This window comes from Burkholderia sp. BCC1638 (genome assembly GCF_902833195.1).
GTDB lineage: Bacteria > Pseudomonadota > Gammaproteobacteria > Burkholderiales > Burkholderiaceae > Burkholderia > Burkholderia diffusa.
Genome location: NZ_CADFEC010000015.1, coordinates 25350 through 38062, shown reverse-complemented (window position 1 = coordinate 38062; position 12713 = coordinate 25350). Strand labels below are relative to the sequence as shown.

Genomic DNA, 12713 nt, shown 5'->3' with positions numbered 1-12713 from the left:
GAAGGCCCGCGCCGACAGTTCCGTATCGTAGCGCAGCCCGCGCGACGCTGCCGGCTGCGGGCTGCGACAATCGATCGCAGCCCGCGGCGCTACAAAAAACAAAAAGGGCCAAGCAATTGCCCGGCCCTTTTCAGATACTGCTGCGTGCTGGAAGCTTACTCGGCTTCTTGCACGTTTTCCGTTTCGTCGACTTCCGGACGATCGAGCAGCTCGACCAGTGCCATCGGTGCGTTGTCGCCGACGCGGAAGCCGAACTTCAGCACGCGCAGGTAGCCGCCCGGACGGTTCGCGAAACGCGGACCGAGCACGTCGAACAGCTTCGCCACCGAGTCACGATCGCGCAGGCGGTTGAACGCCAGGCGACGGTTTGCCAGCGACGGCTTCTTGCCGAGCGTGATCAGCGGCTCGACGACTTTACGGAGTTCCTTCGCCTTCGGCAGCGTCGTCTTGATGACTTCGTGCTCGATCAGCGAGTTGGACATGTTACGGAGCATAGCCAGACGGTGGCTGCTCGTGCGGTTCAGTTTCCGCAGACCATGACGATGGCGCATTTCAGTTTCCTTGATTCAAAGTTTTGATCCAGCTCTTCTATCGCACCGCTGGGGTGCACGGGCCGGTAACGAAAAAAGCAAGATGCGGATTTTAAAGGAAAATCCGCATCTTTGCCAACTACAGCAACAACCGGGCTTACTTGTCGAGACCAGCCGGCGGCCAGTTTTCGAGCTTCATGCCCAGCGTGAGACCGCGCGAAGCGAGCACTTCCTTGATCTCGTTGAGCGACTTGCGACCGAGGTTCGGCGTCTTCAGCAGCTCGTTTTCCGTGCGCTGGATCAGGTCGCCGATGTAGTAGATGTTCTCGGCCTTCAGGCAGTTCGCCGAACGAACCGTCAGCTCGAGATCGTCCACCGGACGCAGCAGGATCGGATCGATCTGCGGTGCGCGCGACGGTGCCTCTGCAGCCGTTTCCGTGCCTTCCAGTGCCGCGAACACGGACAGCTGGTCGACCAGGATGCGGGCCGATTGACGGATCGCCTCTTCCGGGGTGATCACGCCGCTCGTCTCGATGTTCATCACGAGCTTGTCGAGGTCGGTACGCTGCTCGACACGTGCGCTTTCAACTGCGTAGCTCACGCGGCGAACCGGCGAGAACGACGCGTCGAGAACGATGCGGCCGATGATCTTGGCCGTGTCTTCGCCATAGCGACGGACGTTGCCGGGCACGTAGCCGCGACCCTTTTCGATCTTGATCTGAACGTCGAGCTTGCCGCCCTTCGACAGGTGTGCGATCACGTGATTCGGGTTGATGACTTCGCAATCGTGAGCCAGCTCGATATCGCCGGCCGTGACGACGCCTTCGCCTTCCTTGCGCAGGGTCACCGTCACTTCGTCACGGTTGTGCAGCTTGAACACCACACCCTTCAGGTTCAGCAGCAGGTTGACGACGTCCTCTTGCACGCCATCAAGCGTCGAATACTCGTGCACCACGCCGGCGATCGTGACTTCGGTCGGCGCGTAGCCAACCATCGACGACAGCAGCACGCGGCGAAGCGCATTGCCCAAGGTGTGGCCGTAACCGCGTTCGAACGGTTCCATGACCACCCTCGCGTGGTTCTCGCCCAGCGATTCCACGGCGATGATCTTGGGTTTCAGCAAACTGGTTTGCATGGGCTTTCCTTTTCAATACCCTCGGCTCGTTACACCGATAAGGCTGACCGGTAACAACCAGAAAATAAACAGCCGAGGCCCCTCCTTGCGTAACGCAATCGGGGTACCTCGGCCGTCAATCGGATTAACGCGAATACAATTCGACGATCAGGCTTTCGTTGATGTCGCCTGCGATGTCAGCGCGTTCCGGCATTTGCTTGAACGTGCCTTCGAACTTCTTCGCATCGACTGCAACCCAGCTCGGCATGCCGCCTTGCTCGGCCAGCGACAGCGCTTCGACGATACGCGCCTGCTTCTTTGCCTTTTCGCGGATCGCGACGACGTCACCCGCCTTCACTTGCTGCGACGGCACGTTCGCGACGACGCCGTTCACGGTGATCGACTTGTGGCTCACCAGCTGACGCGCTTCAGCGCGGGTCGAGCCGAAGCCCATGCGATACACGACGTTGTCGAGACGCGATTCGAGCAGTTGCAGCAGGTTTTCACCCGTGTTGCCCTTGCGACGGTCGGCTTCAGCGAAGTAGCGGCGGAACTGACGCTCCAGGACGCCGTAAATGCGCTTGACCTTTTGCTTTTCACGCAGCTGCGTACCATAGTCGGACGTACGTGCACCCGAGGTACGGCCGTGCTGACCCGGCTTGCTGTCGAGCTTGCACTTGTCGGCGAGCGAGCGGCGCGCGCTCTTCAGGAACAGGTCGGTGCCTTCACGGCGGGACAGCTTGGCCTTAGGGCCGATATAACGTGCCACTTTGCATTCCTTTATCAATCAGTCACGCGGATCGAAATCCGCGCTAGTTCGCGCCCTTTGGGGCGAACGGTGGGCTTAGTCAATCAAAAAAGCAACGCCCGTCGACGCTACGCGGCGACAGGCAAATGTGCCAGCACGAACGTGCCAGCACATTCTTAGATACGACGGCGCTTCGGCGGACGGCAGCCGTTGTGCGGAATCGGGGTGACGTCCGAAATCGCGGTGATCTTGATGCCGAGGCCATGCAGTGCGCGCACTGCCGACTCACGACCCGGGCCCGGGCCCTTGATCCGCACTTCCAGATTCTTCACGCCGTATTCCATCGCCACGCGACCGGCCGACTCAGCAGCAACCTGAGCAGCGAACGGCGTCGACTTGCGCGAGCCCTTGAAGCCCTGGCCGCCCGACGTCGCCCATGCCAGTGCATTGCCCTGGCGATCGGTGATCGTGATGATCGTGTTGTTGAACGACGCGTGAACGTGAACCACGCCTTCAGCGACGTTCTTCTTAACCTTCTTGCGAACGCGTTGCGCCGCGGTGTTCGAAGCCTTAGCCATTACGTTTTCCTGTAACTGTCAGTTCCGCTTACTTCTTCAGCGCTTGCGCTGCACGACGCGGACCCTTGCGGGTACGTGCGTTCGTACGCGTACGCTGACCGCGCATCGGCAGGCCCTTGCGATGACGAACACCACGGTAGCAACCGAGGTCCATCAGGCGCTTGATGTTCATCGTCACTTCACGGCGCAGATCGCCTTCGACGATGAACTTGCCCACTTCTTCACGCAGCTTTTCGAGGTCTGCGTCGGTCAGGTCCTTGACCTTCTTCGAGAATTCCACGCCAGCTGCCGTGCAGATGCTGCGCGAGCGCGTGCGGCCGATACCGAAGATTGCCGTCAGGCCGATCTCGGTATGCTGGTGATTCGGGATGTTAACCCCTGCGATACGAGCCATTGTTTTTCCTCAAACAAAAAGCGCAAACAAACGCGCGGTCAGCCTTGGCGCTGCTTGTGGCGCGGATCCGAGCTGCAGATCACGCGAACGACGCCTTTGCGCTTGATGATCTTGCAATTGCGGCAAATGCGCTTAACCGATGCCATCACTTTCATGATAATACCCTTTTTTCAAATCACTTCGCCCGGAACACGATCCGCGCACGAGACAGATCGTAAGGCGTCAATTCAACCGTCACCTTGTCGCCCGGCAGGATGCGGATGTAGTGCATCCGCATCTTCCCGGAGATATGCCCCAACACGACATGGCCGTTTTCCAGCTTCACACGGAAGGTCGCATTCGGGAGGTTTTCGATCACCTCACCTTGCATCTGGATTACATCGTCTTTGGCCATAGTCCTTAATTAACGCATTGGGATGTTGCCGCCCTTGAAGTTTGCCTTCTTGAGCAGCGACTCATACTGTTGCGACATAACGTACGACTGCACCTGCGCCATGAAGTCCATCGTGACGACGACAATGATCAGCAGCGACGTTCCACCAAAATAAAACGGCACGTTCCAGCGCAGCACCAGGAATTCCGGCAGCAGACACACGAAGACGATGTAGATCGCACCGGCCAGCGTCAGACGCGTGAGGATGCGGTCGATATATCGTGCGGTCTGATCGCCCGGACGAATGCCCGGAACAAACGCGCCGCTCTTCTTCAGGTTGTCCGCGGTTTCCCTGCTGTTGAACACCAGTGCGGTGTAGAAGAAGCAGAAAAACACGATTGCCAGCGTGTACAGCAGCACATAGACCGGCTGACCCGGCTTCAGCGCCTCCGCGACGTTATGCAACGTGTTGGAGATCCAGCTTCCCGACGGCTGACCCGTGCTGAACCAGCCCAGAATCGTGGCCGGGAACAGGATGATCGACGACGCGAAGATCGGTGGAATCACGCCCGACATGTTCAGCTTCAGCGGCAAGTGCGACGACTGGCCACCGTAGATCTTGTTGCCGACCTGGCGCTTCGCGTAGTTCACGAGGATCTTGCGCTGACCGCGTTCGATGAACACGACCAGGTAAGTCACCGCGGCAATCAGAACGACGATGATGATCGCCGAAATGATGCTCATCGAACCCGTGCGCACCAGCTCGAACAGCCCACCGACGGCATTCGGGAACCCTGCTGCGATCCCGCCGAAGATGATGATCGAGATGCCGTTGCCCAGACCACGCTCGGTGATCTGCTCACCCAGCCACATCAGGAACATCGTGCCGGTAACCAGCGTCACGACCGTCGTCAGCCGGAACAGCATGCCGGGGTCGATCACGAGGCCCGGCTGGTTTTCCAGCGCAGCCGCGATACCGAACGCCTGGAAGGTCGCGAGCACCACGGTGAAATACCGCGTGTACTGCGTGATCTTCCGTTGCCCTGCCTGCCCTTCCTTCTTCAGCGCCTCGAGCTGCGGCGAGACGATCGCCAGCAACTGCATGATGATCGACGCCGAGATGTACGGCATGATCCCCAGCGCAAAGATCGTGAAGCGGGAAAGCGCGCCACCCGAGAACATGTTGAACATGCCCAGGATGCCGCCCGCCTGACTCTGGAACAGCTTCGCCAGTTGATCCGGATCGATGCCCGGCACGGGGATGTGCGCGCCGATGCGATAGACGATCAGCGCCAGGAGCAGGAACATCGCTCGCCGACGCAGATCGCCGAATTTCGCCGTGCTTCGACCGGGTTTTGCAAGACTCGGGCTGTTAGCCAAGTACCTTCTCCGATGAATGCAAGTAACGACGCGCTACGCGTGTCACTCGGCGAACGAACCGCCAGCCGCTTCGATCGCAGCGCGCGCACCCTTGGTGGCACCGAGACCCTTCACGACGATCTTGCGCTTCAGTTCGCCCGTCGCGATGATCTTTGCGCTCTTCGTCAGCTCGCCGACCAGGCCGGCTTGCTTCAGTGCGAGCAGATCGATTTCATCGACCGGCAGCTTCTCGAGGTCGCCCAGGCGCACTTCACCGACGAATTCCTTCGTCAGCGACGTGAAGCCGCGCTTCGGCAGACGACGTTGCAGCGGCATCTGACCGCCTTCGAAACCGACTTTGTGGAAGCCGCCCGAACGCGATTTCTGACCCTTGTGACCACGGCCAGCCGTCTTGCCGAGGCCCGAACCGATGCCGCGGCCGACGCGACGCTTGGCGTGCTTGGCGCCAGCGGCCGGCTTCAGGTTATTCAATTCCATATCAACTCCTTGATCCGTAGGGCCGCTTACGCGATGACCTTAACGAGGTACGAGACCTTGTTGATCATGCCGCGGACCGCCGGCGTGTCCTGCAGCTCGCTAACCGAGTTGAGTCGGCGCAGGCCCAGGCCACGCACGGTCGCGCGGTGCGATTCGCGGGTCCCGATCAGGCTCTTAACGAGCTGAACCTTGACAGTTTTTTCAGACATGGTGACCACCCGGGCTTAGCCCAAAATATCTTCGACGGACTTGCCGCGCTTCGCCGCGATGTCTGCCGGGGTCGACTGCTTGCGCAGACCGTCCAGCGTGGCGCGAACGAGGTTGTACGGGTTCGTCGAACCGTGGCTCTTTGCCACGACGTTCTGAACGCCCATCACGTCGAACACTGCGCGCATCGGGCCGCCGGCGATCACGCCCGTACCTGCCTTCGCCGGAGCGAGGAGGACAGCGGATGCGCCATGCTTGCCGTGCACTTCGTGCTGCAGCGTGCCGTTCTTGAGCGGCACCTTGAACATGTTGCGGCGAGCTTGTTCCATTGCCTTCTGGACAGCGACCGGCACTTCCTTCGCCTTGCCCTTGCCCATACCGATGCGGCCATCACCGTCGCCGACCACGGTCAGTGCGGCGAAGCCGAGAATACGGCCACCCTTCACGACCTTGGTCACGCGGTTGACCGAAATCATCTTTTCGCGAAGGCCGTCGTCGCGCTCGTCAGCCTGAACTTTCGCTTGCATCTTTGCCATGACGAATTCCTTCCTTAGAACTTGAGCCCAGCTTCGCGAGCTGCCTCAGCCAGCGCCTTGACGCGGCCATGGTAGCGGAAGCCCGAGCGGTCGAAGGCGACGGATTCGATGCCGGCGGCCTTTGCCTTCTCGGCAATACGCTTGCCGATCAGCGTCGCAGCATTAACGTTGCCGCCCTTGCCCGACTTGTCGGCCAGTTCGGCGCGCACTTCTGCTTCGAGCGTCGACGCGCTGGCGAGCACCTTGGTGCCGCAGGGCGAGAACACTTGAGCGTAGATGTGCGTGTTCGTGCGATGCACGGCGAGACGCGCGACCTGCAGCTCAGCGATCTTGATACGCGTCTGGCGAGCGCGGCGCAGGCGAGATTGAGTCTTATCCATGATTGCGCACCCTTACTTCTTCTTCGTTTCTTTGAGGATCACAACCTCGTCGGAATAGCGCACGCCCTTGCCCTTGTAGGGCTCCGGCGGACGGTAACCGCGGACTTCCGCAGCCACTTGACCGACTTGTTGCTTGTTGATCCCCTTGATCACGATTTCGGTTTGCGTCGGGGTTTCAGCCTTGACGCCTTCCGGCATCTGGTGCACCACCGGGTGCGAGAAACCCAGCGACAGGTTCAGCTTGTCGCCTTGCGCTTGCGCACGATAACCGACGCCAACCAGCGTCAGCTTGCGCTCGAAACCCTTGGTCACGCCGTGCACGGCATTCGCGATGATCGCGCGCATCGTGCCCGACAGTGCGTTTGCTTCGCGGCTTTCGTCGACCGGCGACAGATTCAGCGTGCCGTCGTTGTTCGCCACGTTCACGAGCGGATTGATCGCTTGCGTGATGGTGCCCAGCGGGCCCTTGACGGTGATAGCACCGTCGGCCAGCTTGACTTCCGCGCCTTGCAGCGCGATCGGGCTCTTACCTACTCGAGACATGTTTCTCTCTCCTCGGCTTTAAGCGACGTAGCAGATGACTTCGCCGCCGACGCCGGTAGCGCGCGCCTTGCGGTCGGTCATCACGCCCTTCGGCGTCGACACGATTGCCACGCCCAGGCCATTCATGACCTGCGGAATGTCGTTACGGCCGCGGTACACGCGCAGACCAGGCTTCGACACGCGCTCGAGGCGTTCGATGACCGGGCGACCTGCGTAGTACTTCAGCGCGATATTCAGTTCGGACTTCGCACCTTCCGCCTTGACGGCGAAATCGTCGATATAACCTTCGTCCTTCAGGACTTGCGCGATTGCAACCTTGACCTTCGACGAGGGCATCGCGACCGATACCTTCTCGACCATCTGCGCGTTGCGGATGCGAGTCAGCATATCGGCGATAGGATCACTCATGCTCATTTACGTTTCTCCTATTACCAGCTCGCCTTGGTCAGGCCAGGAATCTCGCCACGGAATGCGATTTCACGAATCTTGTTACGCGCGAGGCCGAATTTACGGAACGTGCCACGCGGACGGCCCGTGATCGCGCAGCGGTTACGCTGGCGGGTCGGGTTTGCGTTGCGGGGCAGTTGCTGCAGCTCAAGGCGTGCTTCGTAGCGCTCTTCTTCCGACTTGCTTTGGTCTTCGACGATCGCCTTCAGCGCTTCGCGCTTTGCTGCGAACTTCGCGACCAGGCGGGCGCGCTTCTTTTCACGTTCGATCAGTGCCAGTTTAGCCACGGTAACCTCAGTTTCTGAACGGGAACTTGAAGCTGGCGAGCAGAGCCTTTGCTTCGTCGTCGGTCTTCGCAGTCGTCGTGATGCTGATGTTCAGCCCACGCAGTGCGTCGATCTTGTCGTAGTCGATTTCGGGGAAAATGATCTGCTCTTTCACACCGATGTTGTAGTTGCCGCGGCCATCGAAAGCACGGCCCGACACACCGCGGAAGTCACGCACGCGGGGCAGGGCAACGGTCACGAAACGGTCGAGGAATTCGTACATCGCACGACCACGCAGCGTCACCATCGCGCCGATCGGGTATCCCTGGCGGATCTTGAAGCCTGCGATTGCCTTGCGAGCCTTCGTGACGACCGGCTTCTGACCAGCGATCTTCGTGAGGTCGCCAACGGCGTTCTCGATGATCTTCTTGTCAGCGATCGCTTCGCCAAGACCCATGTTCAGCGTGATCTTGGTGATGCGCGGCACTTCCATGACCGACTTGTAACCGAACTTCTCGATCAGGCCGGGCACAACCTTTTCTTTGTAAAACTCTTGAAAACGAGCCATTTTTTACTCCGCTGCGTCAGGCGCTCAGTACGGCACCGGTCGTCTTCAGGAAGCGAACCTTCTTGCCTTCCTCGACCTTGATGCCAACACGCGACGCCTTGCCATTCGCGTCGACCAGTGCGACGTTCGAAATATGCAGGGGCATCGTCTTCGCTTCCACGCCGCCCGTCGTACCCTTCATCGGGTTCGGCTTCACATGCTTCTTGACGAGGTTGATACCTTCAACCGTCACATGTTCTGCACCGACAGCCAGCACGACGCCGCGCTTGCCCTTGTCCTTGCCAGTGACGACGATAACTTCGTCACCTTTGCGAATCTTGTTCATCGCGACTCCTTACAGCACTTCCGGCGCCAGCGAAACGATCTTCATGAATCGTTCGCTACGCAGCTCACGCGTCACCGGCCCGAAGATACGGGTGCCGATCGGCTCAAGCTTGTTATTCAAAAGCACAGCGGCGTTGCCGTCGAACTTGATCAGCGAGCCGTCTTGACGGCGAACACCCTTGGCGGTGCGGACCACCACGGCGTTGTAGATTTCGCCTTTCTTCACGCGCCCGCGCGGCGTTGCTTCTTTGACGGTCACCTTGATGATGTCGCCAATGCCGGCATAACGACGCTTCGAGCCGCCGAGCACCTTGATGCACATGACTTCACGCGCACCCGTGTTGTCGGCTACTTCGAGCCGAGATTCGGTCTGGATCATGGTTTGTCTTTCCCAACTTAATCCGGATGCACCACCATGATGCATTCGGTCAGTCTTGGTCCCGTCAGCCAATCGGCTGCTTGGGTTGGAACAGCAGCGACGGCAAACGAAACCCGCCATCGCAATTCGGTGAATCTTTCGGACAGGCTGGCGCCAGTCCGCTTCCCCCACCAACTTCGCCCGCGACGGGGCTCCCATAAAGAGGGAAGACCGGGATTATAACAAATAATCCCGGTCACGCAAGCAAAAACTTTGCGATTTCAAGCACTTCTTGGCGAAGTGCCTGTTACTGCCTACTGCTCTGCCCGCTTAGATGACGCGAGCTGCTTCGACGAGGCGCGACACCGCCCAGGCCTTCGTCTTCGAAACAGGACGAGTTTCCTGGATTTCGACGAGATCGCCTTCGTTGCAGGTGTTCGCTTCATCATGCGCGTGGTACTTCTTCGAGCGCACGACATACTTGCCGTAGATCGGGTGCTTGACGCGGTGCTCGATCAGCACGGTGACGGTCTTGTCCATCTTGTTGCTGACGACCCGACCGACCAGCGTCCGCTTCAGCGAGGTTTTCACGCTATCGTTCATTTCTGGTTCGCCTTCTGAGTCATGACGGTCCGCACACGTGCGATATCGCGACGAACCTTCTTCAGCTGGCTCGTGTTCGTGAGCTGCTGGGTCGCGAGTTGCATGCGCAGGCCGAATTGCGCCTTCAGCAGGTCCGCCAGCTCCTTGTTGAGCGCGGCCTGGTCTTTCTGGAGAAGTTCGGAAGCCTTCATGTTTTCTCCTTAGGCGCCGAGCTGGCGCACGATGAACGTCGTCTTCAGCGGCAGCTTCGCTGCGGCCAGACGGAACGCTTCGCGTGCCAGTTCTTCGGTTACGCCGTCCATTTCATAGAGCATCTTGCCCGGCTGGATTTCGGCGACGTAGTACTCCGGGTTACCCTTACCGTTACCCATACGCACTTCTGCCGGCTTTTGCGAAATCGGCTTGTCCGGGAAGATCCGGATCCAGATGCGGCCGCCACGCTTGATGTGACGCGTCATTGCACGACGCGCCGCTTCAATTTGACGTGCGGTCAAACGACCGCGACCGATCGCCTTCAGACCGAATTCACCGAACGACACTGCGTTGCCGCGCGTCGCCTTGCCGGTGTTACGACCCTTCTGCTCTTTACGATACTTCCTGCGTTTCGGTTGCAGCATCGTTATTCTCCCGTCTTGCCGTCTTCGGGCTTGCCGGCGCCACGGCGCGGTGCGCCACGACGAGCACCCGGAGCGCCGCCTTCGCCGTCACGGCGCGGACGACGGTCGCCCGGACGCGCATTGCGACGCGGACGCTTGTCTTCGGCTACTTCTTCGACCACCGGCGCGTCATTGCGGCCGAGCGTGTCGCCCTTGTACACCCATACCTTGACGCCGATGATGCCGTAGGTCGTCTTCGCTTCCGAGGTCGCGTAGTCGATGTCGGCACGCAGCGTGTGAAGGGGCACGCGACCTTCGCGATACCACTCCGTACGAGCGATTTCGATACCGTTCAGACGGCCTGCGCTCATGATCTTGATGCCTTGGGCACCCAGACGCATCGCGTTCTGCATCGCACGCTTCATCGCGCGACGGAACATGATCCGGCGCTCGAGCTGTTGCGTGATCGAGTCAGCGATCAGTTGCGCATCGGTTTCCGGCTTGCGGATTTCTTCGATGTTGACGTGAACCGGCACGCCCATGCGGCGTTGCAGTTCCGTCTTCAGCTGTTCGATATCCTCGCCCTTCTTGCCGATGACGACGCCCGGACGCGAGCTGTAAATCGTGATGCGCGCGTTCTTTGCCGGACGCTCGATGACGACCCGACCGACCGAAGCGTTCTTCAGCTTCTTCTTCAGGTATTCACGAACACCGATGTCTTCCTGCAGCATCGCCGCGAAATTGTTGTTGTTCGCGTACCAACGCGAAGCCCAATTGCGGCTGACAGCCAGGCGGAAGCCAGTCGGATGAATTTTCTGTCCCATCGTATGGCTCCTTAATTCCCGACCGTCACAGTGATGTGACAGGATTGCTTCTCGATGCGGTTACCGCGGCCCTTGGCGCGCGCGGTGAAACGCTTGAGCGATGCAGCCTTGTCGACGTAGATGCTCTTGATCTTGAGCTCGTCGATATCAGCGCCTTCGTTGTGCTCCGCATTCGCGATTGCCGACAGCACAACCTTCTTCACGATGCCAGCCGCCTTCTTCGGCGAGAACGTCAGAACGTTCAGCGCCTTGTCGACCGGCAAACCGCGGATCTGGTCAGCCACAAGGCGCGTTTTTTGCGCCGAGATGCGGGCACCGCGATGAATTGCTTTCACTTCCATCTTGATTGCCCCTTATTTCTTGGCCTTCTTGTCGGCCGCGTGACCCTTGAACGTACGGGTCAGTGCGAACTCGCCAAGCTTGTGGCCGACCATGTTTTCCGAGATGTACACCGGAACGTGTTGACGGCCGTTGTGAACAGCGATCGTCAGGCCGATGAAATCCGGCAGAATCGTCGAGCGACGCGACCAGGTCTTGATCGGCTTTTTGTCGCGCGAAGCTGCAGCCGCCTCAACTTTCTTCAGCAAATGGGCGTCGCAGAACGGACCTTTTTTTACAGAACGTGCCATTGCCTACTCCTTAACGCTTGTGACGGCGCTGGACGATCATCGTCGTCGTGCGCTTGTTGCTGCGGGTGCGGTAACCCTTAGCCGGCGTACCCCACGGGCTCACCGGGTCGCGACCTGCAGCCGTCTTGCCCTCACCACCACCGTGCGGGTGATCAACCGGGTTCATCGCAACGCCACGCACCGTCGGGCGGATACCGCGCCAGCGGTTCGCGCCAGCCTTGCCGATTTGGCGCAGGCTATGCTCTTCGTTGCCGACTTCACCGATCGTTGCACGGCACTCGATGTGCACGCGGCGGATTTCGCCCGAACGCAGACGAACCTGCGCGTAGACGCCTTCACGTGCCAGCAGCATGGCCGACGTGCCAGCCGAACGCGCCATTTGCGCGCCCTTGCCCGGCAGCATCTCGATGCAGTGGATCGTCGTACCGACCGGAATGTTGCGGATCGGCAGCGTGTTGCCTGCACGGATCGGCGCTTCCGAACCCGACATCAGCTGTTGGCCGACGGTCAGGCCCTTCGGGGCGATGATGTAGCGACGCTCGCCGTCTGCGTAGAGCACCAGCGCGATGTTCGCGCTACGGTTCGGGTCGTACTCGAGACGCTCGACCTTTGCCGGGATGCCGTCCTTCGTGCGACGGAAATCGACGATACGGTAATGCTGCTTGTGACCACCACCCTTGTGACGCGTGGTGATACGGCCGTTGTTGTTACGGCCGGCGGTCGAGCTCTGCGAGTCGAGCAGTGCCGCGAACGGCTTGCCCTGGTGCAGATTCTTGTTGACCACCTTGACCATCGCGCGGCGACCCGGCGAAGTCGGTTTAACTTTCACGATTGCCAT

At 59.8% G+C, this 12713-nt stretch carries 25 protein-coding genes; all 25 read right to left on the bottom strand.

The window, feature by feature from the left end; all coding sequences use genetic code 11:
* Positions 1-155: 155 nt before the first annotated feature.
* Complete coding sequence (rplQ, locus tag HWX22_RS18815) at positions 156-551, bottom strand: 50S ribosomal protein L17 (RefSeq protein WP_006477175.1); 396 nt, start codon at positions 549-551, stop codon at positions 156-158.
* Positions 552-687: 136 nt separating this feature from the next.
* A complete protein-coding gene (gene rpoA / locus HWX22_RS18810; protein ID WP_006477176.1) occupies positions 688-1665 on the bottom strand; it encodes a DNA-directed RNA polymerase subunit alpha in 978 nt (325 codons plus the stop codon).
* A gap of 124 nt (positions 1666-1789) precedes the next feature.
* Positions 1790-2413 (bottom strand): 30S ribosomal protein S4, encoded by a 624-nt coding sequence (rpsD, locus tag HWX22_RS18805; RefSeq protein ID WP_012362893.1) that lies wholly within the window; start codon positions 2411-2413, stop codon positions 1790-1792.
* A gap of 155 nt (positions 2414-2568) precedes the next feature.
* A complete protein-coding gene (rpsK, locus tag HWX22_RS18800; RefSeq protein ID WP_004197937.1) occupies positions 2569-2970 on the bottom strand; it encodes a 30S ribosomal protein S11 in 402 nt (133 codons plus the stop codon).
* A gap of 28 nt (positions 2971-2998) precedes the next feature.
* Positions 2999-3364, bottom strand: a complete 366-nt coding sequence (rpsM, locus tag HWX22_RS18795; RefSeq protein ID WP_039323572.1) for a 30S ribosomal protein S13 — start codon at positions 3362-3364, stop codon at positions 2999-3001.
* 38 nt (positions 3365-3402) lie between these two features.
* The gene (gene rpmJ / locus HWX22_RS18790; RefSeq protein WP_004199844.1) at positions 3403-3519 is read right to left on the bottom strand and encodes a 50S ribosomal protein L36; all 117 of its coding nucleotides are present in this window, start codon (positions 3517-3519) and stop codon (positions 3403-3405) included.
* A 20-nt stretch (positions 3520-3539) separates the two neighbouring features.
* Complete coding sequence (gene infA / locus HWX22_RS18785) at positions 3540-3758, bottom strand: translation initiation factor IF-1 (RefSeq protein ID WP_004521905.1); 219 nt, start codon at positions 3756-3758, stop codon at positions 3540-3542.
* A 9-nt stretch (positions 3759-3767) separates the two neighbouring features.
* Positions 3768-5117 carry a preprotein translocase subunit SecY gene (gene secY / locus HWX22_RS18780; RefSeq protein ID WP_006400642.1) on the bottom strand — a complete coding sequence of 450 codons (1350 nt, stop codon included), beginning with the start codon at positions 5115-5117 and terminating at the stop codon, positions 3768-3770.
* Between the two features lie 42 nt (positions 5118-5159).
* Positions 5160-5594 (bottom strand): 50S ribosomal protein L15, encoded by a 435-nt coding sequence (gene rplO, locus HWX22_RS18775; RefSeq protein WP_006482880.1) that lies wholly within the window; start codon positions 5592-5594, stop codon positions 5160-5162.
* A gap of 26 nt (positions 5595-5620) precedes the next feature.
* Complete coding sequence (rpmD, locus tag HWX22_RS18770; protein WP_006400644.1) at positions 5621-5803, bottom strand: 50S ribosomal protein L30; 183 nt, start codon at positions 5801-5803, stop codon at positions 5621-5623.
* Positions 5804-5818: 15 nt separating this feature from the next.
* Entirely contained in the window at positions 5819-6337 is a 519-nt protein-coding gene (gene rpsE, locus HWX22_RS18765; protein ID WP_006752931.1) for a 30S ribosomal protein S5, read from the bottom strand.
* A 14-nt stretch (positions 6338-6351) separates the two neighbouring features.
* A complete protein-coding gene (gene rplR, locus HWX22_RS18760) occupies positions 6352-6717 on the bottom strand; it encodes a 50S ribosomal protein L18 (RefSeq protein WP_006477183.1) in 366 nt (121 codons plus the stop codon).
* 12 nt (positions 6718-6729) lie between these two features.
* Positions 6730-7260, bottom strand: a complete 531-nt coding sequence (rplF, locus tag HWX22_RS18755; protein WP_006758786.1) for a 50S ribosomal protein L6 — start codon at positions 7258-7260, stop codon at positions 6730-6732.
* 18 nt (positions 7261-7278) lie between these two features.
* Positions 7279-7674 (bottom strand): 30S ribosomal protein S8, encoded by a 396-nt coding sequence (rpsH, locus tag HWX22_RS18750; protein WP_006477185.1) that lies wholly within the window; start codon positions 7672-7674, stop codon positions 7279-7281.
* Positions 7675-7688: 14 nt separating this feature from the next.
* Positions 7689-7994, bottom strand: a complete 306-nt coding sequence (gene rpsN, locus HWX22_RS18745; protein ID WP_006482884.1) for a 30S ribosomal protein S14 — start codon at positions 7992-7994, stop codon at positions 7689-7691.
* 7 nt (positions 7995-8001) lie between these two features.
* The gene (gene rplE / locus HWX22_RS18740) at positions 8002-8541 is read right to left on the bottom strand and encodes a 50S ribosomal protein L5 (protein WP_006482882.1); all 540 of its coding nucleotides are present in this window, start codon (positions 8539-8541) and stop codon (positions 8002-8004) included.
* Between the two features lie 16 nt (positions 8542-8557).
* On the bottom strand, positions 8558-8866 hold the full coding sequence (rplX, locus tag HWX22_RS18735; RefSeq protein ID WP_006477187.1) for a 50S ribosomal protein L24: 309 nt from the start codon (positions 8864-8866) through the stop codon (positions 8558-8560).
* Between the two features lie 9 nt (positions 8867-8875).
* A complete protein-coding gene (rplN, locus tag HWX22_RS18730) occupies positions 8876-9244 on the bottom strand; it encodes a 50S ribosomal protein L14 (protein ID WP_006752929.1) in 369 nt (122 codons plus the stop codon).
* Positions 9245-9553: 309 nt separating this feature from the next.
* Positions 9554-9826, bottom strand: coding sequence for a 30S ribosomal protein S17 (gene rpsQ, locus HWX22_RS18725; protein WP_047899582.1), 273 nt, complete (start codon positions 9824-9826; stop codon positions 9554-9556).
* Positions 9823-10017 carry a 50S ribosomal protein L29 gene (gene rpmC, locus HWX22_RS18720; RefSeq protein WP_006400652.1) on the bottom strand — a complete coding sequence of 65 codons (195 nt, stop codon included), beginning with the start codon at positions 10015-10017 and terminating at the stop codon, positions 9823-9825. Before rpmC ends, rpsQ begins: the two co-directional genes overlap by 4 nt.
* Positions 10018-10026: 9 nt before the next feature.
* Positions 10027-10443: a 50S ribosomal protein L16 gene (gene rplP, locus HWX22_RS18715; RefSeq protein WP_059468475.1), complete on the bottom strand. Its 417-nt coding sequence runs from the start codon at positions 10441-10443 to the stop codon at positions 10027-10029.
* Between the two features lie 2 nt (positions 10444-10445).
* The gene (gene rpsC / locus HWX22_RS18710; RefSeq protein WP_006482899.1) at positions 10446-11246 is read right to left on the bottom strand and encodes a 30S ribosomal protein S3; all 801 of its coding nucleotides are present in this window, start codon (positions 11244-11246) and stop codon (positions 10446-10448) included.
* Positions 11247-11257: 11 nt separating this feature from the next.
* Positions 11258-11587 (bottom strand): 50S ribosomal protein L22, encoded by a 330-nt coding sequence (gene rplV, locus HWX22_RS18705; protein ID WP_004199272.1) that lies wholly within the window; start codon positions 11585-11587, stop codon positions 11258-11260.
* A gap of 12 nt (positions 11588-11599) precedes the next feature.
* Positions 11600-11875 carry a 30S ribosomal protein S19 gene (gene rpsS, locus HWX22_RS18700; RefSeq protein ID WP_004199273.1) on the bottom strand — a complete coding sequence of 92 codons (276 nt, stop codon included), beginning with the start codon at positions 11873-11875 and terminating at the stop codon, positions 11600-11602.
* A gap of 10 nt (positions 11876-11885) precedes the next feature.
* On the bottom strand, positions 11886-12713 hold the full coding sequence (rplB, locus tag HWX22_RS18695) for a 50S ribosomal protein L2 (RefSeq protein ID WP_006482900.1): 828 nt from the start codon (positions 12711-12713) through the stop codon (positions 11886-11888).